We start from the raw sequence: 22,502 nt of genomic DNA on the forward strand, positions 1-22,502 counted from the left end.
GAGGTAACCGATGGACCGTCGTACCGTCCTGCGCGCCACCGCTGCCGGCGGGGCCGCCGCCTTCGCCGGCAGCCTCTGGTCCGGCGCCGCGCTCGCCGCCCCCGCCCAGCCGGGTGTCGGCCCGTACGGGCCGCTCGGCGCCGCCGACGCCCGTGGCCTCCAGCTGCCCGCCGGCTTCACCAGCCGGATCGTCGCCCGGTCCCGGCAGGTCGTGGCCGGCACGTCGTACACCTGGCACGACGCCCCGGACGGCGGCGCCTGCTTCGCCGCCGGCACCGGCTGGATCTACGTCTCGAACTCGGAGATCGCCACCACCGGCGGCGCCTCGGCGATCCGGTTCAACGCCGACGGCACGATCGCCTCGGCATACCGGATCCTGTCCAACACCAGCCGCAACTGCGCCGGTGGGTCGACCCCGTGGGGGACCTGGCTCTCCTGCGAGGAGGTCAGCCGGGGTTACGTCTACGAGACGTACCCGCAGGGCGGCCGGGCCGCGGTGCGCCGGCCGGCGCTGGGCCGCTTCAACCACGAGGCGGCGGCGGCCGACCCGGTCCGCCAGGTGATCTACCTGACCGAGGACGAGACCAGCGGCTGCTTCTACCGGTTCCGTCCCACGGTCTGGGGCGACCTCTCCGCCGGCACCCTGGAGGTGCTGGTCGCCGGCACCGCCACCAGCGGCCCGGTGAGCTGGGCGCGGGTGCCCGACCCGGACGGCTCGCCGACCTACACCCGCCAGCAGGTGTCCGGCGCGAAGAAGTTCAACGGCGGCGAGGGCTGCTGGTACGCCGACGGCACCTGCTGGTTCACCACCAAGGGCGACAACCGGGTGTGGGCGTACGACGCGGTCAACCAGCGGATCGACCTGGCGTACGACGACTCGCTGGTGACCGGCGGCGCGGCGCCGCTGACCGGGGTGGACAACATCACCGGCTCCCGCTCCGGCGACCTCTACGTCGCGGAGGACGGCGGCAACATGGAAATCAATCTGATCACCCCGGATGAGGTGGTCACGCCGTTCGTCCGGATCACCGGGCAGTCCTCGTCGGAGATCACCGGTCCGGCGTTCTCCCCGGACGGCAGCCGGCTCTACTTCTCGTCTCAGCGCGGCACCGCCGGCTCCTCCTCCGGCGGGATCACCTACGAGGTGCGCGGCCCGTTCCGCTGAGCCTCCGGCCCACGGGCGATCTTGTGGCGTGTCGGGCGGGCCGGCGGGGTATGAGGCTCGGCATGAGCCACGAGCAGAGCGACCAGGAACGGGTGGAGTCCCGGGCCCACCTGCTGCCCGAGGAGGCGGCGGTCGGCAGCGACGACCCGCAGGCGCAGGCCGACGCGATCCTCACCGAGTCCGACATCCGGGAGGAGGACCGCAACGCCGCCCCCGACACGGTGCTGGAGCACCGCACCTCCGATCAGACCGTGACCCCGATCGAGCCCCCCGACTGATCGACCGCCCCCCGGGCCCGGCGGGAACCCCGGTAGGTCTGCTCGCGCAACCAGGCGAGCGGACCCACCGCCCGCAGGCCCGCCGGCAGGTTCCGTACCGGGTCGAAGGCCAGCGCGGCGTCCGTCCGGGCGTCCAGTTGCCCGCCGAGGGTGACCTGGCCGAACGGCCGCCACGGCCCGACGGCGGACGCGACCGCGAGCACCAGTCGCGGGGCGTCCGCCCTGGTCGCCGCGGCCACCTCGGCCAGAGTCCGGCCCAGGTCGGGGGAGTCCGGGTCGGCCAGCGCCGCCAGCCACAGCCGCCGCGTCCCGGCCCGGAACGGCATGATCGTGCTGTACGTCCCGGCGAAGCGCCGCCGGGGCAGCGGCACGTTGCGCAGCACCGGGGCGGCCCCGCTGGAGCTGACCAGCAGGTCGAACGCCCGGGCGTCGGCCAGGTGCAGCCGGACCGCCAGGCCCAGCACGTCCGGCCAGCCGTCCGGGGTGGGCACGCCGCGGGAGAACCGCACGGTGGCGCGGTGCCGGCCCGGCTCGTCGAGCAGCGCGACGCCGGTCGGCGGTCCGGGCGTACCCCAGATCATCACCTCGGCGGTGAACGAGCGGCCGGTCGGGTGCAGCAGGCGGGCCCGGCGCCAGCGGGTCAGGACGGCGGCGGCCCCGGCGACGGCGACGGCCGCGCCGGCGGCGACGGACTCCGAGGGGGTCGGCATGCCCTCTGCGGTACCCCGCGCCGCCCGGTAGATGCCCGCCGCGCCGGGTGGGCTCGCCGACGGATGAGCTGTCCCCTTTCCGCCCCGGAGATCGGATAGCGTCGGGTCATGCCCGACAGCGGTTACCCCTGGCCCATCGAGACGACCCGACTGGACAACGGCCTGCGCGTGGTGGTGAGCGAGGACCGCACCGCTCCGGCGGTGGCGGTCAACCTCTGGTACGACGTGGGCTCCCGGCACGAGCCGACGGGGCAGACCGGTTTCGCCCACCTCTTCGAGCACCTGATGTTCGAGGGCTCGCTCAACGTCGCCAAGACCGAGCACATGAAGCTGATCCAGGGCTCCGGCGGCTCCCTCAACGCCACCACCAACCCGGACCGGACGAACTATTTCGAGACGGTCCCGGCCGAGCACCTGGAGCTGGCGCTCTGGCTGGAGGCCGACCGGATGGGCGGCCTGGTCCCGGCGCTCACCCAGGAGACGCTGGACAACCAGCGCGACGTGGTGAAGAACGAGCGCCGCCAGCGCTACGAGAACGTGCCGTACGGCGACGCCTGGCTGCGGCTGCTGCCGCTGCTGTATCCGCCCGGCCACCCGTACCACCACGCGACGATCGGCTCGATGGCCGACCTGAACGCCGCCGACCTGGCCACCTTCCAGACGTTCCACACCACCTACTACGCGCCCAACAACGCGGTCCTCACCGTCGTCGGCGACGCCTCCGCCGCCGAGGTCTTCGCGCTCGCCGACAAGTACTTCGGCGCGATCCCCCTGCGCGAGGAGATCCCGGCCGCGCCGGACGGCCGGACCGTCGCGGCCACCGGTCGGCCCGCCGTCGAGACCGTCACCAGCGACGTCCCCGCGCCCCGGGTGTACGTCGCGCACCGCACCCACCCCTTCGGCACCCCCGGGTACGACGTGACCACCGTGCTCGCCGCGGTGCTCGGCAGCGGCCGGGGCAGCCGCCTCTACCAGCGCCTCGCGGACGGGGAACGGATCGCCCAGCCGGACCTGGTCGGGGCGTACGGAGTGGACCTGGCGCACGCCCCGGCGCCGCTGATCGCCACCGCCACCGCCCGCCCCGGGGTGGGCGCCGAGCGGCTGGCCGCCGGGGTCGCCGAGGTGGTCGACGAGCTGGCCACCGTGCCGGTGACCCACGCCGAGCTGGACCGCGCCAAGGCGCTGCTGAGCACCGCCTGGTGGCGGCAGATGGCCACGGTGGACGGCCGGGCGGACACCCTCGGCCGGTACGCCACCCAGTTCGGCGACCCGGCCAAGGCCGCCGAGCGGTTGCCGGCCTGGCTGGCGGTGACCGCCGACCAGATCGCCGAGCAGGCCGCCGAGCTGCTCGGCGCCGACGACCGGGTGACCCTGACCTACCTGCCGGAGGAGACCCCATGACGCTGATCGCCGCCCGTCCCGGCGCGGGCACCCCCCGCCCGTACCGGTTCCCCGCCGTGGTCCGCCGGGAGGTAGCCGGCGGCCGGGTCGTCGCCGCGCACCTGCCCGGGCAGAACCTCGCCGTGGCGGTGCTGCTGCTCGACGCCGGGGCCGGCCGCGAACCGGTCGGCAAGGAGGGGCTCGGCGGGGTGCTGGCCAAGGCGTTGGAGGAGGGCACCGCCCAGCGGGACGCCACCACCTTCGCGCTCGCCGTCGAGGGGCTCGGCACCGAGCTGGTGACCGGGCTGGACTGGGACTCCTTCCAGGTCAGCGTGCAGGTCCCGGTGGACCGGTTGAGCGCGGCGGTGGAGCTGCTCGCCGAGGCGGTCCGTACGCCCCGGCTCGACCCCGACGACGTGCGCCGGGTCCGCGACGACGAGGCGACCGCGCTGCGGATGGACTGGGCCAACCCCGGCCCGCGCGCCGACGCGGCGCTGCGCGCCGACCTCTTCGGCGCCGACAACCGGTGGGGCCGCCCGATGTACGGCGACCCGGACTCGGTGGCCGCGCTGGACGTCGAGGACGTCACCGTCTTCCACTCGGAGTGGTTCCTGCGGCCCGGCACGCTGATCGTCGCCGGCGACCTGGACCGCCTCGACCTGGACGCACTCGCCGCGGCGGCGTTCGCCGGCACCGGCGGCGGCCCGGCCGAACGCGGTGGCCCGATCGAGGTGCCGCTGCACACCGGGCGGCGGATCCTCCTGGTGGACCGGCCCGGTTCGGTGCAGTCCACGCTGCGGCTCGGGCACCCGTCGCCGCACCGCGCCCACCCGGACCACGTGCCGATGACGCTCGCCGGCACGGTGCTCGGCGGGGCGTTCACCTCCCGCCTCAACCACCTGATCCGGGAGGTGCGCGGCTACACGTACGGCATCCGGGGCGACTTCGCCTCGTCGCGCCGCTTCGGCCGGTTCGCGGTCAGCTCCGGCGTGCAGAACGCCGTGACCGCGCCGGCCCTGGTGGAGGCGGTCGGGGAGATCACCCGTACCCAGGTCGGCGGGGTGACCGCCGACGAGCTGGCGGTGGCCAGCTCCTGGCGGGCCGGCCAGCTGTCGGTCGAGTTGCAGAGCCCGCGGGCGATCGCGTCGGCGCTGACCACCCTGGTGGTGCACGACCTGCCGGACGACTACCACGCCCGGCTGCGGGAGGCGCTGCTCGCCGCCGACGTGGCGGAGGTCTCCGCCGCGGCCGCCGCCCACCTGCACCCGGAGTCGCTGACCCTGGTGGTGGAGGGCGACGCGGCGGTGATCCGCGACGAACTCATCGCGACCGGGCTCGGCGAGGTGACGGACGCCACGCTCTGATCGGGGCGAATCCGGTCCGGGCGGTGGGAAAGCATTCCCGCCCGGACCGGCCGCCTGGGTAGCCTCGCGGGCATGAGGATCGGCATTGTGGGAGCCACCGGCCAGGTCGGTGGCGTGATGCGGCAGGTGCTGGCGGAGCGCGACTTCCCGGCGGAGCAGGTGCGGTTGTTCGCCTCCGCCCGGTCGGCCGGGCGCACGCTGCCCTGGCGCGACGGCGAGGTGACGGTCGAGGACGCGGCGACCGCCGACTACTCCGGGCTGGACATCGTGCTCTTCTCGGCGGGCAAGGGCACCGCGAAGGAGCTCGCCCCCCGGGTCGCCGCCGCCGGCGCCGTGGTCATCGACAACTCCTCGGCGTTCCGGATGGACCCGGAGGTGCCGCTGGTGGTGGCCGAGGTCAACCCGCACGCCGCCGCCGTCCGCCCGAAGGGCATCATCGCCAACCCGAACTGCACCACGATGGCCGCCATGCCGGTGCTGCGCCCGCTGCACGCCGAGGCGGAGCTGGTCGGCCTGGTCGTCTCGACGTACCAGGCGGTCTCCGGGGCCGGCCTGGCCGGGGTCGCCGAGCTGGACGAGCAGGTCCGCAAGGTCGCCGAGGACGCCAGCGCGCTCGCCTTCGACGGTGCCGCCGTGCAGTTCCCCACGCCGCGCTCCTTCGCCCGGCCGATCGCCTTCAACGTGCTCCCGCTCGCCGGCGCGATCGTCGACGACGGCTCGTTCGAGACCGACGAGGAGCAGAAGCTGCGCAACGAGAGCCGCAAGATCCTGGACATCCCGGGGCTGAAGGTCTCCGGCACCTGCGTCCGGGTGCCCGTCTTCACCGGTCACTCGCTGCAGATCAACGCCCGGTTCGCCCGGCCGCTCACCCCGCAGCGGGCCCGTGAGCTGCTCGACGGCGCGCCCGGCGTGGCCCTGTCCGAGGTACCGACCCCGCTGGAGGCCGCCGGCCAGGACCCGACGTACGTGGGCCGGATCCGCGCCGACGAGACCGTCGAGCACGGCCTGGCGCTGTTCTGCTCCAACGACAACCTGCGCAAGGGCGCCGCGCTGAACGCGGTGCAGATCGCCGAGCTGGTCGCCGCCGAACTCCGCTGAGCGGCCCGCCCGCCGTGCCGGTCCGGCCCACCGCCGGCCGGTGCGGCGGTCCGGTGGGCGGGCCGGCCCGGGCGGGCACGGCGGGACCGGTCGATCCGGGTGCGGGCGACCCGCCGGACGGGCATATTGGTGCCTCTCAGGTGTGTCGCCCGCGCGGCGTACCACGCCGACGTCGACGCGGAGGATCTGATGGCGGACGAACGGACCCGAGCGGCCCTGACCGATCTCATCGCCGGCCGCCGGGTCGGCGTGCTCGCCACCATCAAACGGGACGGCCGGCCACAGCTGTCCAACGTGCTCTACGCCTTCGACCGCGAGCGTGCGCTGATCCGGGTCTCGGTCACCGACGGCCGGGCCAAGACCGCCAACCTGCGCCGCGACCCCCGGGCCAGCTTCCACGTCAGCAGCGACGACGGCTGGGCGTACGCGGTGGCGGAGGCGCGGGCCGAGCTGACCCCGGTGGCGGCCGGACCGGACGACCCCACCGTCGAGGAACTGATCGGGCTCTACCGGGCGGTGCAGGGCGAACACCCCGACTGGGACGACTTCCGCGCCGCCATGGTCGCCGAGCGGCGCCTCGTGCTGCGGCTGCACGTCGAGCGGCTCTACGGCATGCCCCCGCCCGGCTAGGAGGCCGTCGGGGCGGCGGTGTGGCGGCGGCCCGGCGGGTATACCGGGCTCCTGCGTAACGCCGGCGACCGCACGGCCGGCGGGAACGGGGGAGCCGATGGGCGCCGAGCAGGCACGACCGGGACCGGTCGCGGCGCAGGAGGAGGCGGCGCTGCGGTCGGACACCGCACGGGCCGTCGGGTTCAGCGACGCCGTCTTCGCGATCATCATCACGGTGCTGGTCCTGGAGCTCAACCCGCCCGAGGTGCACCCCGGCGGCATGGGGCACCTCCTGCTCGAACAGTGGCCCACCTACCTGGCGTACGTGACGTCGTACCTCTGGGTCGCGGTGGGCTGGCTCAACCACAAGGGCACCTTCCACCGCATCCGCAGCACCGATCGCGGCCTGCACTGGTGGAACCTCGGGGTGCTCTTCAGCACCGCGCTGCTGCCGTTCGCCACGGTCGTCGTCTCCCGGTCGGTGCAGGCCGGCGACCGGGCCGACGAGACGGTGGCGGTGGTGCTGTACGCGGCGGTCGGGATGATCCTCTCCGCCGCCTGGCTCGGGCTCTACCACTACCTCAGCCGGCACGAGGACCTGTTGCAGGAGCGCGTCCCGGCCCGGTTCTTCGCCGTCGAACGCGGTCGGGCGGTGCTCGGCATCGGCGGGTACGCGGTCGCCGCGCTGGTCGGCCTGCTTGGCGCGGTGCCGGTGGCGCTGGTGATCTTCCTGCTGCTGCCGCTGTTCTACGCGCTGTCCAGCAACGGCTTCTACGACCTGCGGCGGCGGCTGCGGCGGCACCGGTGAGCACGCGTTACCTGCTGCGGCGTGGCGGGTAGACGGGGCCTGCCGACACCGAGAGGGGAGCACCATGACAACGGTCGGAGAGTTCATGACGACCCGGTTGGTGACGATGGACGGCAACGACACGCTCACCGCGGCGGCGCAGGAGATGCGCGACAGCGCGATCGGCGACGTGGTGGTGACCGCGGGAGACGACGTGGTCGGCATCGTCACGGATCGGGACATCACGGTCCGTGCGGTGGCCGAGAACATGGATCCGAACACCACCAGGCTCAACCAGGTCACCAGCAAGGACGTGGTGACGGTCAGCCAGTACGACGACGCAGTCGCCGCGGCCGACCTGATGCGCACCTACGCCGTCCGCCGGCTGCCGGTGATCGACGACGGCAAGCTGGTCGGCCTGGTGTCGATGGGTGACCTGGCGGTCGAGCGGGAGCCGCAGTCGGTGTTGGCCGACATCAGCGCCGACGAGCCCAACAACTGACCGGTCCGCCGCGGGTCGTGATGCCGGCTCCCCTCGGGGGGCCGGCGTCCGTCCTGCCCGGGGTGCCCTCAGGCGGACTCCACCCGAACCGTCACGACGGACGCCGCACGGGCCAGTCGTACCGTCTCGGCCTCCGCCTCGATCCGCTCGCCGGCCCGAGCCGACAGCCGGGTGAACGGGGTGACGGTCAGGTCGAGCCGACCCCGACCGGACTGCCGGGCCCGCCAGCTGCCGCTGATCTCGCCGTCGACCAGCAGCGCGCCCGGGTTGCCGAGCATCCGCCACAGCTCTCGCTGGTGCGCCGGGTTGGGGACCAGGACGTTCCGGTCCCGCGCCTGCAGGAACGGGTCGCCGGTCGGCAGAAGGCGGACGCCGTCCAGCGGCTCGGTGCCGCGCAGCGCGTCCAGTCGGTCGGTGGGCAGCCACGCCCGCCGGCCGTCCACCCGGACCTCGGTCAGCTCGGCCGCCGGCCACACCGCCCGCAGCTCGGTGGCGGAGGTGCCCAGGAAGCCGGCCACGTCCGCCACGGTGGCCGGCCCGAGCAGGCGGAGGTACGCCAGCACCAGGCCCGCCGTGCCCGCCGCCCGCGTGGGCAGGGTCGGCCGGTCGGCCAGCGGCGCCAGCCGGGCCCCCCGCCCGGACACCTCCAGCCGGACGCCGCCGGCCAGCCCGGCCTGCTGGAAGAGGGACCCGGAGACGTGCCGCGCCGCGCACGGCCCGCAGTCGTAGCTCAGCTCGGCGGGGATGCGATCGGTGACCGCCCGGCTCACCGCGCCCTTATCCATGGCGGTGGTGACCACCTCCCGGAAGGCCTGCGCGGTGCGCTGAAAGGCGACCGTGCCGAGCTTCGTCACCCCGGCGCGGATCCGCCCGGCCACCCGGCGCGCGGCGTCGGCGTCGCTGAGCGGCCAGAGCGCGGCGGCCAGCCCGGTCAGCTCGGCGCGTCGGTGCAGGTGCGGCGCTCCCCGGGCGGCCCAGACCAGCTCCAGGCGGTCGTCGTCGAGGTCGGCGGCACCGCGCGCGGCCAGCGCCAGCCGGGCCGAGCCGTAGGGAGTGTCCTGCACGCCCAGGTCGAGCACCGCCAGGTCGGCCGGGCGCAGCCCGGGCCGGTCGAGCTGCTGCGCCGCGGCCCGGTGAGCCAGCACCCGGCCGCGGTCGACCGTCGGCACCGCCGCCATCGGCCCTCCCGTCGTCGTCCGTCGAGCAGGCTACTGCGCCGGTACGACGCTCGCCCGGACTCACCCGATCCGGGCGAGGTTGACGGCGTGCCGGAGGGGGACCCGGTCGGCGTACGTCGTGATGCCGTGGATCGACGGGGGGAGTGGATGGTGGACCCGACCACGAGGTTCTTCGACGATCTCGACCGGCGGGGTTACGAGCCCCTGCTGGACAAGACCTCGGGGACGTTGCGCTTCGACCTGCACGAGGGGGCGCAGACGACGCACTGGCTGCTCCAGATCGACCGGGGCAGGCTCCGGGTGAACCAGGAGGACCGGGAGGCGGACACGGTGATCGGCACCAGTCCGGAGTTCTTCGGGGACATGGTCGCGGGCCGCGAGAACGCGATCGCCGCGGTGCTGCGGGGCGACATGACCGTCTCGGGCAACCCGCGACTGTTGCTCCAGGTGGAACGGATCTTCCCGGGTCCTGTCACCTCCAGCGGCCCCCGTCACGAATTCCGCAGGGAGGCCCGCTGATGGCGCAGAGCAACACGATCCGCATCCTGGACGGCAACACCTTCGTCGTCTCCGAGGACACCGGCGACATCGAGGCGACGCCGAGCGAACCGACCGGCCTGTTCTCCCTCGACACGCGCTTCCTGTCGAAGTGGGTGCTGACGGTCAACGGCGAGCGGCTCAACGCGCTCTCCTACGACGACCTGCAGTACTACGAGGCGCGGTTCTTCCTGGTGCCCGGCATGGCCACCCACTACATCGACGCCAAGCTGTCGATCATCCGGGAGCGCGCCGTGGGCGGGAGCTTCCGGGAGCAGGTGACCATCCTCAACCACGACGAGAAGCCGGTGGACCTGGAGATCCGGATGGACGCCGGCTCCGACTTCGCCGACCTGTTCCAGGTCAAGGACGAGATCCTGAACAAGAAGGGCGAGATCTACACGGAGGTGGAGGCGGACCGGCTGCGCCTGGGCTACCGGCGGGGCAACTTCCGGCGGGAGACGGTGATCTCGGCGTCCCGCCCGGCCCGCTACGACAAGAACGGGTTCGCGTTCAGCGTCCACCTGGAGCCCAACGAGCAGTGGGACACCGCCATCCAGGTGGACACGTCTGCACTCGGCCCGGGCGGTCGGGACCTGCGGATGGGTGTGCGGGCGCACGGCACCGAGCGGCTCGCCCTCCAGCACGACCTCCAGGAGTGGGTGGCCAAGGCTCCCAAGGTCAACAGCGAGCACCCGGACCTGGCGTCGACCTACCGGCGCAGTCTGATCGACCTGGCGGCGCTGCGCTTCTCGCCGCTGTCCCTCGGTGGCCAGGCCCTGCCCGCGGCCGGCCTGCCCTGGTTCATGACGATGTTCGGGCGGGACAGCATCCTGACCTGCCTGCAGGTGCTGCCGTTCGCCCCCGAGATGTCCAAGACCACGCTGCGCATCCTCGGCGCGTTGCAGGGCACCCGGTTCGACGACTTCCGGGACGAGGACCCGGGCCGGATCCTGCACGAGATGCGCTACGGCGAGACCGCCGCCTTCGAGGAGCAGCCGCACTCGCCGTACTACGGGTCGGTCGACGCCACGCCGCTCTTCGTGATCCTGCTCGACGAGTACGAGAAGTGGAGCGGCGACGTCGCCCTGGTACGCGAGCTGGAACGCGAGTGCCGGGCCGCGCTCAAGTGGGTCGACGACTACGCCGACCTGGTCGGCAGCGGCTACATCTGGTACGAGCGGCGCAACACCGAGACCGGCCTGGAGAACCAGTGCTGGAAGGACTCCTGGGACTCGATCCAGTACCGCGACGGCACCCTGCCGCCGTTCCCCCGGGCCACCTGTGAGGTGCAGGGCTACGCGTACGACGCGAAGCTCCGCGCCGCCCGGCTGGCCCGGGAGTTCTGGGACGACCCGGCGTACGCCGACCAGTTGGAGCAGGAGGCGGCGCAGCTCAAGGAGCGGTTCAACCGGGACTGGTGGGTGGAGGACGGCGAGTACTACGCCCTCGCCCTCGACCCGGAGGGGCGTCAGTGCGCCACGCTGAGTTCCAACATCGGGCACCTGCTGTGGAGCGGAATCGTCGACCAGGACCGGGCCGAGAAGATCGCCCACCACCTGGTCGGTCCCCGGCTCTTCTCCGGCTGGGGTGTGCGCACCCTGGCCGAGGGCGAGGTTCGGTACAACCCGATCGGCTACCACAACGGCACGATCTGGCCCTTCGACAACTCCTTCATCGCCTGGGGCCTGCGCCGGTACGGCTTCAACGAGGAGGCCGCCACCATCGCCAGCGGGATCCTCGACGCCGCCCGGTACTTCAACGGGCGGCTGCCGGAGGCGTTCGGCGGCTATCCCCGGGAGCAGACCAAGTTCCCGGTGGAGTACCCGACCGCGTGCAGCCCGCAGGCGTGGTCCACCGGCACCCCGCTGTTGCTGCTGCGCACCATGCTCGGGCTGGAGCCGCACGAGGGGCACCTGGCGGTCGAGCCGATGCTACCGGTGGGCATGGGGCGGATCGAGGTGCTGGACATCCCGGGCCGGTGGGGTCGGGTGGACGCCTTCGCCCGGGGCCGGTTGGACCTGGAGAAACTGGCCGAGTGAGCCGCGTTCCGCCTGCTCTCCCGCCGCCCGCTCAGGGCCGGTGGGGGAGCAGGCAGAACTCGTTGCCCTCGGGGTCGGCGAGGACCGTCCAGCCCGGCAGCTCCCGGACCACGGTGGCGCCGGCCTCCAGCACGTCGGCCCGCTCCTCGGCGTCGCCCACCAGGTCGAGGTGGATCCGACCGGGGGCGGGCAGGTCGGGCACGGGGGAGATCCAGACGTCGGGGCGGTGCCGGTGCGGGTCGCGCAGCAGCACCGACTCGCCCGGGGCGAGCGACCGGTCGGCGAGCTTCGCCTCGTCCTCCGGCACCACCGGCAGCCCGGTGACCACGCTCCAGAAGGGCGCCAGCAGGTACGGGTCGCGGCAGTGGATCACGATGGAGTGCAGCTCCGGCATGCGTCGACGGTAGCCCCGCCGACTCCCCGTGGGCGGATGATTTCTCCGCCGTCAGCGGGCCGGCAGGACGGTGTCGAGGAACGCGGCGGTGACCGCCCGGATGTCCGGCCGGTCCAGGGCCGGGGCGTGGCCGCCGTGGGTGATCCAGGTGTGGGTGGGATGGCCGGCGGCGACGAGCGCCCCGGTGAGGGCGACCGACTGGCCCACCGGGACGGCCGCGTCGCCGGTGCCGTGCACGAGCAGCACCGGCACCCGGTTGCCGAGGTGGCTGGCCACGGTCGAGTCGACGGTGGCGGGGTCACCGGCGATCGGCGGGTGGCCCAGCAGGTCGGCCCACGGGTCGTCGCGCGCCCGCGACCGGCGCCACTCGTCGTCCAGCGGGTCGCTCACCGGCCAGTACGCCAGCCCCGCCGCGACGTCGTCCGGCCGGTCGATCCCGCGCAGCGCCAGGTGCAGGGCCAGGGTGCCGCCGGCCGAGTCGCCGGCGACCAGCAGCGGCAGCCCGCCCGCCTCCTCGCGGGCGGCCCGCGCCGCCCGGCGTACGTCGTCGAGCTGCGCCGGCCAGTGCGCCTGGTGGGAGAAGCGGTAGGTCGCCGCCACCACCCGCAGCCCGAGCCGGGCCAGGGCCCCGCCGTCCTCGTCCGACCGGCCACGCCATCCGCCGCCGTGGATCCAGAGCAGCACCGCGCGTTCCGTCATCCCGCCATCCTGGGCCGCGGGCGCCGGCGGTGGCGAGCCCTTCTGCCAGCGGCAGAGCGACGGCCTCGAACCGGACCACGGAGCGCCCGATTCGGGCCCTACGGGTCCGTAACCTACGCGGGGTAAAGTTGGCGAATGTCGGAACTCGTGTACCCCCCTGTGATCGCCGCCGCCAAGACGATGTTCCGGGTCCTCGACCTGCGCCTGACCGTCGAGGGCAGCCACCACGTCCCGCGTACCGGCGGGGCCGTGCTGGCCAGCAACCACGTCAGCTACCTCGACTTCATCTTCTGCGGCTACGGGGCGCACGAATCCCGCCGGCTGGTCCGGTTCATGGCGAAGCACGAGGTCTTCGCGCACAAGGTCTCCGGCCCGCTGATGCGCGGCATGAAGCACATCCCGGTGGACCGCCGCGCCGGCGCCGGGTCGTACAACGCGGCGGTGGGCGCGCTGCGGCGCGGCGAGGTGGTCGGCGTCTTCCCCGAGGCGACGATCAGCCGCTCGCTCACCGTCAAGGAGCTCAAGAGCGGGGCCGCCCGGATGGCGCAGCAGGCCGGCGTGCCGCTGCTGCCGGTGGCGGTCTGGGGCACCCAGCGGCTCTGGACCAAGGGCCGGCCCAAGAACCTGACCCGCCGGCACACCCCGATCACCATCCTGCTCGGCGAGCCGATGGAACCGGCGGACTGGCCGGACGCCAACGCCATGACCGTCGAGCTGAAGAGCCGGCTGTCGGCCCTGGTCGACCGGGCCCAGCAGGAGTACCCGGACAAGCCGGCCGGCCCGGAGGACGCCTGGTGGCAGCCGGCCCACCTCGGCGGCACCGCCCCCACCCCGGAGGAGGCCGCGGAGCTGGACCGGCGCGGCCGCCGCACCGCCGCCTCCTGAGGCTTCCGCCCCGAACGACGCCAGGCTCCGCCCCGAACGACGCCCCGGCTCCGGTGGGCCGGGGCGGTGACCGGATCGTTCCGCATCCGGGCATGATGGTGTCTGCCGCCCCGGCAGCCACCCGGCCAGGATCTACAGCCATGAGCAGAGCAGCACTCGTCGTCATCGACGTCCAGGAGTCCTTCCGTCAGCGCCCGATCTGGGCCCACGCGTCGCAGCCCGACATCGTGCGCCAGGTCGACCGGCTGGTCGACGCCGCGCGTCGCCGGGGCGACCTGGTGGTGTGGGTCCTGCACGCCGAGCCGGGCAGCGGGACCGTCTTCGACCCGGCGCTCGGCCACGTCCGGCTGATCGAGGGGCTGACCCCGGTGGCCGGCGAGCCCACCCTGGTCAAGACGTCCCACAACGCCTTCACCACCACCAACCTCCAGCAGATCCTCACCATGGCCGGCATCCGCGACCTGACCGTCTGCGGCATCCGCACCGAGCAGTGCGTCGAGACCACCACCCGGGTCGGTTGCGATCTGGGGTACGAGATGACCTTCGTGACCGACGCGACGGTGACCTTCCCGACCCCGCACCGGGACCTGCCGCCGACCGCCACCGTCGAGGAGATCCTCGCCGACCCGCGCACCCTCTCCGGTGAGGAGATGACCGCCCGGACGGAGTACGCCCTCGCCGGCCGCTTCGCCACCGTCCGCACCGTCGACGAGGTGACCGGGGCGACCCCGGTCGGCGCGCGGAGCTGACCCGATGGCCCGGGTCGTCTTCCTGCTGGTCCCGCAGCTGCACCTGCTGGACCTGGCCGGCCCGGCCCAGGTCTTCTCCACCGCCGCCGACAACGGGTACGACTACCGGCTGCACTACGTCGCCGAACGGGACACCGTGCCGACCGTGCAGGGCGTACCGCTGGGGGCCGCCACCGGGTGGCCGGAGCTGGACGCGGACGACCTGGTGGTCGTACCCGGGTGGCGGCCGCGGGCGCACGGCCCGGCGGGGCCGGTCGGCCGGGACGACCTGCGGCGCCTGGCCGAGCACCACGCTCGCGGCGGCACGGTGGCCAGCATCTGCGCCGGCGCGTTCGCGCTCGGCCGGGCCGGCCTGCTGGACGGCCGGCGCTGCACCACCCACCACGAGGTGCAGGACGACCTGGCCCGGGTCTTCCCGGCCGCCCGGGTGGTCCGGGACGTGCTCTACGTGGTCGACGACCGGGTGGTGACCTCCGCCGGCATCGCCAGCGGCATCGACGTGGCGCTGCACCTGGTGGCCACCCGGCACGGCCCGGCCGCCGCCGCCCGGATCGCCCGCACCCTGGTGGTCTACGCCCGGCGCAACGGGCACGAGCAGCAGGCCAGCGCGATGATGCGGCACCGCTCGCACCTGTCCGACGCGGCCCACCGGGTGCAGGACCTCATCGACAGCCGGTTCTCCGAGCCGCTGCCGCTGGCCGACCTGGCCGCCGCCGGCGGGGTCGCGGAACGCACCCTGACCCGGCTGTTCCGCCAGGCCACCGGGCTCACGCCGCTCGGCTACCAGCAGCTGCTGCGGGTCGAGCGGGCCGAGCACCTGATCGGGCACGGGGCCACCGTCGAGTCCGCCGCCCGGGCCGTCGGGTTCACCGACGCCCGGATGCTGCGCCGGCTACGGGCCCGGGCTCACTCGCCGACCGCGTCCAACGCCGACGGCGTCGGCGTGCGGTAGTAGTCGTCCCGGGACAGGAACTCCACCGGCAGCGAGCCGGGCAGCGTCACCCGGGCCACCCCGTCCAGCGGGCCGGGCGCCGCCCGGCGGGCCAGCTCGTCGCGCTCCGGCGGGGAGAGTTCGACCAGCTCCGGGTGGCTCAGCCGGAAGGTGGCCACCGACCGGCGGACCAGCCGGGCCAGCTCCGTCACCGTGTCGGCCGGACCGCCGAGGGCGAGTGCCGGCTGCTGGATGGTCCGCAGCGCGTCGCAGACCACCAGCAGTTCCCCATCGGCCGTCGAGTCCGGGGCTTGCCCGCCCGCCGCCGGGCCGACGGGTGGCGGCAGCTCCAGCCGGGACGGCCACTGCCAGCGGATCTGCCCGCTGACCAGGCGGGACAGCCGAAGAGCGCGCCGGTGCCGGGCGTCGCCACGGCCGTCCCGCCCGGAGACCACGGCCAACTCGGCGCCGGCGCACACGTACGCCAGCCGCCGGTCGGTGACGGTGACGGTGGCCGGCGCGGGCAGCACCCACTGCCGCCGGGTGCCGGTGGGGCTGAGCAGGCAACCCGCCACCGGCGTACGCAGCCGCCGCAACACCCGCTCGCCCGGCTCGGGGACCAGCTCGTAGCGCCGGTCCAGCACCGGCCGGAGCTCGTCGTCCGGCGCGTCGAAGCGGTGCGGTGCGATGAAGAACGGGGACGCGTCCTCGCGCATCGTCACGACCTCCCGGCGGTTGACCTCCTGCCGGTAAGCCTCGCCCAGCCCGCCGGGCCTGTCATGACAGCCGTTAGGGGGTCGGCCGGTCGGCCGCCGCCTGCGACCGGTAGATGCCGATCTCCTCCGGTCGGACGAGGCCGTCCTCGATCGCCCGGGCCAGCAGCGCCGCCTTGGTCGCCGCCGGCCGGCCCGCCCGGGTGTACTTGATCCGCGCCCGGTCCACGTACTGCTTGACGGTGTGCTCGCTGATCCGCATCCGACGGGCCACCGACGCCTTCGACATCGACTGGAACCAGAGCAGCAGCGCCTCCCGTTCCTTGTCGGACAGGGCCGGGCGGTCGGGGCGGGGGTCACCCACCATCGCCCCGGCCAGCGCCGGTGGCACGTACGGGCGGTCGCTGGCGGCGGCCAGCACGGTCGCCACGCAGTGTTCCCGTCCCTCGTGCTTGGCCAGGAACGCCGCCGCCCCGGCGTCCAGCGCGGCGAGCATCGTCGCCGGGTCGGTGTGCTCGGAGTAGACCACCACCCGCCGACCGGCGGCGCTCAGCTCGGCCAGCTTGTCGATCACCATCCGCCCGTGCAGGCGCAGGTCCAGCAGGACCACGTCGGCGTCCGGCGCGTCCCGCAGCACCTGGTCCGAATCGTCCCCGGTGGCCAGGACGCGCAGCCGCGGCTCGGAGGCCAGCCACGCCCGCACCCCGTCGATCACCACCGGGTGGTCGTCCACGATGGCCACCCCGACGGGCCGGTCCCCGCTCACGTCCTGCGCCACCGGGTCTGCGTCCACCTGATCTCCCCGTCCCGCTCCTGCACGTGCTCCACCAGGCCGTCGTCCTCGACGTGGCTGGGCGGACCGGTTCCGGCGGAATCGTCCACCTCGGGGGCGACCAGGCTGACCACCACCTCGTCCGGCCCGGCGACCACGGTCAACCGGGCCCAGCGCCGCGCCTCGGCCAGCGCGGCGGTCGGCGGGTCCACCAGCCAGCGGCGGACCTCCACCGGCAGCGGCGGGGGCGTGCCGATGGCGACCAGGTCGATCGGCAGGCCGTTCCGTTCGGCCAGGTCGGCGGCGGCGCGCAGCTCGTGCAGCAGCGGGTCCGGCACGTCGTCCGACTCGGCGATCAGCCGGCGCAGCCGGGCTGCGGCGAGCACGCACCGGCGCTGCACCAGCGGGTCGGCCGGATCGGCGCGCCCGTCGGCCAGCTCGGCCAGCACCTCCTCGGCGGCGCCGCTGACCAGGGCGAGCCGGGCCTGCCGCTCCCGCCGGGCCCGCTCGGCCGCGTCCCGCTCGGCGGCCACCGCGAGGGCGGCCGCCGCCGTCGCGGCGCGTTGCCGGGCCAGGCCGGCGATCACCGCCGCGCCGGTGAAGACCGCGATGGGCAGCGACGACGTGCCGTAGACGTACATCGCGTACCGGGTCAGGTCGGCGGGGGCGGTCGCGCCGTGCCCGAGCAGCGCGGTCAGCGCGATCAGCGAGTGGGCGGCGAGCAGGGCGAGCAGCCAGGGGATCCGCCGCCCCCAGAGCACCACCACGAAGAACCAGCCGAGGGTGCCCCAGACCCAGTTGGCGGCGGTGAACAACAGCTCCCGCCCGCTGGCCGCGAAGACCGCCGCGTCCACCGCCAGCAGCACCGCGACCAGCGGCAGCGCCGGGGGCCGGGCCCCGCCCAGCAGCCGGGCCCCGGCGTACCCGCCGGTCGCGGCGACGACCAGCCAGCCGGCCGCGACCACCGCCGGGGCGGCCAGTTCGGACCACGACCCCAGCAGCGCCGGCAACCCGATCACCGCGTGCCAGACCAGCGCGATGGCGACGGCCGCGATCCGGGCGCCCCGGTCCGAGGCGCTGGCCACGTCGACCGCCGGGACGTCGTCCGGCGGCGGGAGGCTCGCCGGGGACGGATCGACCCGGGGTACGGCGACCGGGCCGGCGTCGAGGTCAGCCGACATGGGGCCATTCCAACCGGATCCGGGTGCCCTCGCCAGGGCCGGAGGTCACCTCCGCGTGCCCGCCGACCTCGGCCAGCCGCCCGCGTACCGACTCGCGCAGCCCGTACCGGTGGGCCGGGACGGCGGCCGGGTCGAAGCCGGGACCGTCGTCGACCACCTCGACCACGACGGTCTCCGCCTCGGTGGTCAGTCGCAGCGTCACGGCCGCGCCGGGCGCGTGCCGGGCCACGTTGGCCAGCGCGGCGGCGGTGGCGTCCGCGAGCGCGGTGGCGGCCGGGGCGGGGGCGGCGCAGGGCGCCAGCTCGGCGGTCACCGCCAGCTCCGGGTGGGCGTCGCGCACCGCCCGCAACCGCTCGTCGACCGCGACCCGGCCGCCGACCGGCGCGGACCGCGCGTCGGCGAGCCCGACGAGGGTACGCAGATCGGCCGCGGCCCGCCGGCGCAGCGCCGGCGACCCGTCGGGCACCGCACCGAGGCCGACCATGGTGAGCGTGCCGAGGACGGTGTCGTGCAGGTCGCGGTTCTGCCGTCGCTCCGCTTCCCGGGCGGTACGGGCGATCAGCGCGTCCCGGCGCAACCCCTGGTAGTCGGCGAAGGCCCGGTCGGCCCGGCCGATCCGCCGGCGCATCACGGCGGTCATCATCGCCGCCAGCCCGGTCTGCCCGAGCAGGGTCGCGGCGTGGGCGGTGGCCTCGGCCGGGTTGCCGGCGGCGGTGGCGCCGGTGGCATAGGCGGCGGTGAGCAGCAGGCCCGCCGGGACCGACCAGCGGGCGGCGGCGGTGGCCTGTGTGTTGATCACCGTGGTGCTGGCCAGCACCGCGATCCAGCTGCCCTCACCCGGCAGCACCTCCGGCGCGACCAGGTGGGGGATGAGCAGGCACGCCGCCGTGGTGAGCGCCACGTCCCCGGTGACCAGCGCGGCGCCGATCCCGGCGCGCAGTGCGCGGACGGCGTAGAGCACCGACCACGCCGTCAGCACCGCGACCGCCACGAGCAGCGCCCCGGTCCGCACCGGCGGGGTGCGCACCGCCAGCGCGGTGACCGCCCCGACCAGCCCGCAGGTGAGCCGCAGCAGGGCCGGCAGGGTGGTGAAGATGAGCGTGAACGCGCCACCGGCCGGCCGGTCCAACAGCGACGGCGGCGAGGTCGGAGCGGGTACGGCCGACATCGGGAGGCGTCCTTCGGGCAGCGACCCGTCCGGGTCCGCGCAGCGGTAGATCGACGACGGAGAATAGCACGGAACGTCCGTTCCGATCACCCTCGGTGCGCGTCGTGTCGCTGACAGCTCAACCGGCTCCCACCGTCGCGACGGCGAGCAGGTGGCAGCTGACCCCGATCACCGCCGGATCGCACTCGAACGCCCGCGCGCAGGCGACCGCCTCGCGGAACAGCGTGGACTCCTCGGCCGCGCCGAGCGTCTCCAGCACCGGCCAGAGCGGACCCTCGATGCCGTACACGGTGACCGCCGGCAGCCCGGCGGCGGTGAACTCGTCCACCAGTTGCTCGGGGCGGTGGAAGTAGGCGGTGGTGAAGCCGGTGGCCGGGTCGTTGACCCCCGTGTTGTACGCGGCCAGGATCGCCGGCCGGGTGCCGTCGTCCACCCGGCCCTGCCGGACCAGGTCGATCATCGGCGTGTTGCGGCTGATCGCGGCGGCCAGCACCGGCCCGCCCGGACGGGTGACCCGGGCGGCCTCCCGCAGCGCGGTGACCCGGTCGCCCCGCTCGGTCAGGTGGTAGAGCGGGCCGAGCAGCAGCGCGGCGTCCACACTGGCGTCCGCGTACGGCAGGTGCCGCGCGTCGCCCACGCTGGCGCTCGCCACCGGGTGGTCGCGCCGGGCCGCCGCCGCGTGCGCCGGCACCAGGTCGACCAGGTGCACCGGGTGGCCGGCGGCGGCCAACCAGCCCGCGTACGCCCCCGGGCCGCCACCCAGGTCGAGCACCGTCGCGGGCGGCGGCGGCAGCAGCCGGGCCAGCAACTCCCGGGTACGGGCTCGCTCCAGCCGTCCCTGCGGCGTGCGGTCCAGTCGGCCGGCCTCGCCGTAGACGTCGGTGTAGTAGCGGCGGATGTCCGGCTCGGGCGATCGGGTCGACGGCATCCGTCGATGGTGGGGCGTGGCCGCGCCGACGTCACCCGGGTTTCCGCGCCGCCTGGAGCGGTGTCCGTCGTCGCGAGCATGCAGGGCCGGTGTGACGTATCGGGGGAGGTCGGCGCTGAGGGGCACGGAAGGTGTGGCCCGGAAGGCGCCCCGGGGACACCGCCACTCCGTCATCCCCCCAAGACCGGAGACCCCATGTTGCACACCGCACTGGCGAAACTGCTCACCCTGAAGGTCGGGGCCACGGCACTCGCCGTGACCGCCACCGGTGGGGTGGCGCTCGCCGCCGCGAACCACGCCCTGCCGAACCCGCTGACCGGGGCGAGCGCCAAGCCCTCGGCGCACGCCACCGGCGCCCCCGCCGACAAGGCGAAGGGCGAGAAGTCGCCGGGCGCGAAGGGCACCCCCTCACCGTCCCTGGTCGGCCTCTGCCGCGCCTACACCGCCAAGGCTGGCGACAACCCGGGCAAGGCGCTGGAGAGCCCCGCCTTCACCGTGCTGATCACCACCGCCGGCGGCCGGGAACAGGTGGCCGGCTACTGCGCCACGCTGCTCACCGCCGAGAAGGGCAAGCCGTCCCACCGCCCCTCGGTCCCGCCCAGCCACCCGACCGGCAAGCCGGACGCGCGACCGAACCCGCAGGAGACCACCCGTACCGGAGGCCCGGGCGGCGGCCACAAGCCGGCCGCCCCGGCCGCCGGCTGAACTCCGACGCCGGGCGGGGCACCTCACCCCCATTCCCCCCTCCACCCCGCCCCGGCGTCGGTCAGGCCGCGTCGCACCGACCACCCACCCCCCCAGGTCGTCGGTGCGACGCGCGCCGCACCCCCGGACGGTCGGTCAGCTCGCCGCCCAGCCGGCGGCGTTGCTGGTGGACTCCCGCGAGATGCCGGAGCCGGTGTCCGGCCACTCCGCGAAGCGTTCCTCGTGCAGGTGGGCGAAGAAATAGCACATTTCCTCGCAGTCGGCGTCCAGCACGGCCATCGCCGGGTCGGCGCGCACGGCCTCGTAGAACTCCCGCCCCAGCGCGACGATCCAGCCCCGGCAGTAGAGGAACCCGTCGTCGGAGCCGTCGGTCACCTCGTGGACGTCCTCCCGGTCGATGTCGTGGAGCTTGCGCTCGACCACGCGGTCGAGGTCGGTCAGCTCCCGGCCGGTCAGCTCGGCACAGAGCGCCCGGAGACTGGCGAGGAAGGGGTCGAGCCAGTCGTCGATCGAGTACGGGTCGACGTCGTCAGCCTCCGGGTCGCGGATCGCCAGGGCCCGGCGCAGCGCCGCCGGCTCCGGGCCGAGCCGCTCCCAGGCGGCCTCGACCAGTGCCCAGAAGCGGGCCTCGTCCTCCACAGTGGGCACCCGGATCGGGTCAGCGGTGTCGGTCACCGGCGGAGGGTAGCGAGCCGGACCGACAACCGGCCGCCTGGAACTCGGTTGTCGCGCTCCTGCCGGTTCGCTGAGGATGGCCGCGATGAGCGCTCTCAAGATGCACGCCGACGAGATCGAGACCGACGTCGACCTGGTCCGTCGCCTCCTGGCCGGACAGTTCCCGCACTGGGCCGGGCTGCCGATCCGTCCGGTCCCGTCGTACGGCACCGACCACGACATCTACCGGCTCGGTGAGCACCTCGTCGTCCGGCTGCCGCGCATCGGCTGGGCCACCAGGCAGGCGGCAACGGAGGCGGAGTGGCTGCCGAAGCTCGCACCGCACCTGCCGCTGGCCCTGCCCGTGCCGGTGGCGATGGGGCGTCCCGCCGAGGGCTATCCCTTCGACTGGTCGGTGTGCGAGTGGCTGCCGGGCGAGAACGCGAACGGCACGATCGACGACCTGGACCGGGCGGCGGTCGATCTCGCCGCGTTCGTGGCCGCGCTGCGTCGGATCGACACCACCGGCGCCTTCCCGCGCCTTCCCGGCAAGCGGGGCGCAGCGCTCGCGGAGCTCGACGAGGGCGTCCGGCGGGCGGTCGCGCGGCTCGGCGACCGGATCGACGGTGCGGCGACGCTGCGGTCCTGGCAGGAGTCGCTCGACGCCCCGGCGTGGGACGCCCCGGAGGTCTGGGTGCACGGTGATCTGCTGCCGGGCAACCTGCTGGTCGTCGACGGCCGGCTGTCCGCGGTCATCGACTTCGGCGGGCTCAACGTCGGTGATCCCGCCTGCGACCTGCAACCGGCGTGGAACGTGTTCGCCGGCACCAGCCGCGAGCGGTTCCGCGCCGAACTCGACGTCGGCGACGCGTCGTGGCTGCGGGGGCGTGGCTGGGCGCTGTGCCAGGCCGTGATGGCGCTGCCCTACTACTGGGAGACCAACCCCGGCATGGTCCGGCAGGCCACGCACGCCCTGACGCAGGTCCTCGGCGACCACCGCTGACCTCCCGGTCCACCGACCGGCCACCCGTGATCCACGCCCTGATGTCACCTGACTGGCCGGTCGGTGGTGA

The 22,502-nt window shown here is 74.6% G+C and carries 25 protein-coding genes; 15 read left to right on the forward strand and 10 right to left on the reverse strand.

What is annotated here, in order from left to right; all coding sequences use genetic code 11:
- The first annotated feature begins 10 nt into the window (after positions 1-10).
- Together FHX75_RS22680 and FHX75_RS22685 are read left to right on the forward strand one after the other, a co-directional pair.
- Positions 11-1,165, forward strand: a complete 1,155-nt coding sequence (locus FHX75_RS22680; protein ID WP_154942356.1) for an alkaline phosphatase PhoX — start codon at positions 11-13, stop codon at positions 1,163-1,165.
- Positions 1,166-1,227: 62 nt separating this feature from the next.
- A complete protein-coding gene (locus FHX75_RS22685; RefSeq protein ID WP_211364549.1) occupies positions 1,228-1,443 on the forward strand; it encodes a hypothetical protein in 216 nt (71 codons plus the stop codon).
- Here the strand turns inward: FHX75_RS22685 and FHX75_RS22690 are convergent.
- Entirely contained in the window at positions 1,410-2,153 is a 744-nt protein-coding gene (locus FHX75_RS22690; protein WP_154942358.1) for a phosphodiesterase, read from the reverse strand. The genes FHX75_RS22685 and FHX75_RS22690 overlap by 34 nt on opposite strands.
- Positions 2,154-2,261: 108 nt before the next feature.
- Here FHX75_RS22690 and FHX75_RS22695 point away from each other — a divergent pair, with 108 nt between their 5' ends.
- The 6 genes from FHX75_RS22695 (at position 2,262) to FHX75_RS22720 (ending at position 7,893) form a co-directional block, all read left to right on the forward strand.
- Complete coding sequence (locus tag FHX75_RS22695) at positions 2,262-3,554, forward strand: M16 family metallopeptidase (protein ID WP_154942359.1); 1,293 nt, start codon at positions 2,262-2,264, stop codon at positions 3,552-3,554.
- Entirely contained in the window at positions 3,551-4,897 is a 1,347-nt protein-coding gene (locus FHX75_RS22700; protein WP_154942360.1) for a M16 family metallopeptidase, read from the forward strand. Before FHX75_RS22695 ends, FHX75_RS22700 begins: the two co-directional genes overlap by 4 nt.
- A 72-nt stretch (positions 4,898-4,969) precedes the next feature.
- Positions 4,970-5,995, forward strand: a complete 1,026-nt coding sequence (locus FHX75_RS22705; RefSeq protein ID WP_154942361.1) for an aspartate-semialdehyde dehydrogenase — start codon at positions 4,970-4,972, stop codon at positions 5,993-5,995.
- A gap of 189 nt (positions 5,996-6,184) precedes the next feature.
- Entirely contained in the window at positions 6,185-6,625 is a 441-nt protein-coding gene (locus FHX75_RS22710) for a PPOX class F420-dependent oxidoreductase (protein ID WP_154942362.1), read from the forward strand.
- A 97-nt stretch (positions 6,626-6,722) separates the two neighbouring features.
- Entirely contained in the window at positions 6,723-7,412 is a 690-nt protein-coding gene (locus FHX75_RS22715) for a TMEM175 family protein (protein ID WP_154942363.1), read from the forward strand.
- Between the two features lie 64 nt (positions 7,413-7,476).
- Positions 7,477-7,893: a CBS domain-containing protein gene (locus tag FHX75_RS22720; RefSeq protein ID WP_088960657.1), complete on the forward strand. Its 417-nt coding sequence runs from the start codon at positions 7,477-7,479 to the stop codon at positions 7,891-7,893.
- 68 nt (positions 7,894-7,961) lie between these two features.
- Here FHX75_RS22720 and FHX75_RS22725 read toward each other — a convergent pair whose 3' ends face one another.
- The gene (locus tag FHX75_RS22725) at positions 7,962-9,071 is read right to left on the reverse strand and encodes a DNA glycosylase AlkZ-like family protein (protein ID WP_154942364.1); all 1,110 of its coding nucleotides are present in this window, start codon (positions 9,069-9,071) and stop codon (positions 7,962-7,964) included.
- Between the two features lie 147 nt (positions 9,072-9,218).
- Between FHX75_RS22725 and FHX75_RS22730 the strand changes: the two genes are divergently transcribed.
- On the forward strand, positions 9,219-9,590 hold the full coding sequence (locus FHX75_RS22730) for an SCP2 sterol-binding domain-containing protein (protein WP_154942365.1): 372 nt from the start codon (positions 9,219-9,221) through the stop codon (positions 9,588-9,590).
- Positions 9,590-11,650: an amylo-alpha-1,6-glucosidase gene (locus FHX75_RS22735; RefSeq protein ID WP_154942366.1), complete on the forward strand. Its 2,061-nt coding sequence runs from the start codon at positions 9,590-9,592 to the stop codon at positions 11,648-11,650. The genes FHX75_RS22730 and FHX75_RS22735 overlap by 1 nt, the downstream gene beginning before the upstream one ends.
- 31 nt (positions 11,651-11,681) lie before the next feature.
- On the opposite strand, the gene FHX75_RS22740 is transcribed toward FHX75_RS22735, so the two are convergent.
- The gene (locus tag FHX75_RS22740) at positions 11,682-12,044 is read right to left on the reverse strand and encodes a VOC family protein (RefSeq protein WP_154942367.1); all 363 of its coding nucleotides are present in this window, start codon (positions 12,042-12,044) and stop codon (positions 11,682-11,684) included.
- A 51-nt stretch (positions 12,045-12,095) separates the two neighbouring features.
- Positions 12,096-12,743 carry an alpha/beta hydrolase gene (locus FHX75_RS22745; protein WP_154942368.1) on the reverse strand — a complete coding sequence of 216 codons (648 nt, stop codon included), beginning with the start codon at positions 12,741-12,743 and terminating at the stop codon, positions 12,096-12,098.
- Between the two features lie 135 nt (positions 12,744-12,878).
- Between FHX75_RS22745 and FHX75_RS22750 the strand changes: the two genes are divergently transcribed.
- From FHX75_RS22750 to FHX75_RS22760, 3 genes are all read left to right on the forward strand, one after another.
- A complete protein-coding gene (locus FHX75_RS22750) occupies positions 12,879-13,628 on the forward strand; it encodes a lysophospholipid acyltransferase family protein (protein ID WP_154942369.1) in 750 nt (249 codons plus the stop codon).
- Positions 13,629-13,768: 140 nt separating this feature from the next.
- Positions 13,769-14,377 carry an isochorismatase family protein gene (locus tag FHX75_RS22755; RefSeq protein ID WP_154942370.1) on the forward strand — a complete coding sequence of 203 codons (609 nt, stop codon included), beginning with the start codon at positions 13,769-13,771 and terminating at the stop codon, positions 14,375-14,377.
- Positions 14,378-14,381: 4 nt separating this feature from the next.
- Entirely contained in the window at positions 14,382-15,329 is a 948-nt protein-coding gene (locus tag FHX75_RS22760) for a GlxA family transcriptional regulator (protein ID WP_154942371.1), read from the forward strand.
- On the opposite strand, the gene FHX75_RS22765 is transcribed toward FHX75_RS22760, so the two are convergent.
- From FHX75_RS22765 to FHX75_RS22785, 5 genes are all read right to left on the reverse strand, one after another.
- On the reverse strand, positions 15,284-16,024 hold the full coding sequence (locus FHX75_RS22765) for a hypothetical protein (RefSeq protein ID WP_154942372.1): 741 nt from the start codon (positions 16,022-16,024) through the stop codon (positions 15,284-15,286). The two genes, FHX75_RS22760 and FHX75_RS22765, sit on opposite strands and share 46 nt — an antisense overlap.
- Positions 16,025-16,097: 73 nt before the next feature.
- Complete coding sequence (locus FHX75_RS22770) at positions 16,098-16,814, reverse strand: response regulator transcription factor (protein WP_154942373.1); 717 nt, start codon at positions 16,812-16,814, stop codon at positions 16,098-16,100.
- Entirely contained in the window at positions 16,784-17,974 is a 1,191-nt protein-coding gene (locus FHX75_RS22775) for a hypothetical protein (RefSeq protein ID WP_246158475.1), read from the reverse strand. The genes FHX75_RS22770 and FHX75_RS22775 overlap by 31 nt, the downstream gene beginning before the upstream one ends.
- Entirely contained in the window at positions 17,964-19,142 is a 1,179-nt protein-coding gene (locus FHX75_RS22780; protein ID WP_154942374.1) for a sensor histidine kinase, read from the reverse strand. Before FHX75_RS22780 ends, FHX75_RS22775 begins: the two co-directional genes overlap by 11 nt.
- A gap of 118 nt (positions 19,143-19,260) precedes the next feature.
- Positions 19,261-20,070 carry a class I SAM-dependent methyltransferase gene (locus FHX75_RS22785; protein WP_154942375.1) on the reverse strand — a complete coding sequence of 270 codons (810 nt, stop codon included), beginning with the start codon at positions 20,068-20,070 and terminating at the stop codon, positions 19,261-19,263.
- Positions 20,071-20,265: 195 nt separating this feature from the next.
- Between FHX75_RS22785 and FHX75_RS22790 the strand changes: the two genes are divergently transcribed.
- Positions 20,266-20,775 (forward strand): hypothetical protein, encoded by a 510-nt coding sequence (locus tag FHX75_RS22790; protein WP_154942376.1) that lies wholly within the window; start codon positions 20,266-20,268, stop codon positions 20,773-20,775.
- Between the two features lie 135 nt (positions 20,776-20,910).
- On the opposite strand, the gene FHX75_RS22795 is transcribed toward FHX75_RS22790, so the two are convergent.
- Positions 20,911-21,450: a DUF4240 domain-containing protein gene (locus tag FHX75_RS22795; RefSeq protein ID WP_154942377.1), complete on the reverse strand. Its 540-nt coding sequence runs from the start codon at positions 21,448-21,450 to the stop codon at positions 20,911-20,913.
- Between the two features lie 85 nt (positions 21,451-21,535).
- Here FHX75_RS22795 and FHX75_RS22800 point away from each other — a divergent pair, with 85 nt between their 5' ends.
- A complete protein-coding gene (locus FHX75_RS22800) occupies positions 21,536-22,432 on the forward strand; it encodes an aminoglycoside phosphotransferase family protein (RefSeq protein WP_154942378.1) in 897 nt (298 codons plus the stop codon).
- Positions 22,433-22,502 lie beyond the last annotated feature (70 nt).

The sequence above is a fragment of the Micromonospora palomenae genome, assembly GCF_007829925.1.
GTDB classification, from domain to species: domain Bacteria; phylum Actinomycetota; class Actinomycetes; order Mycobacteriales; family Micromonosporaceae; genus Micromonospora; species Micromonospora purpureochromogenes.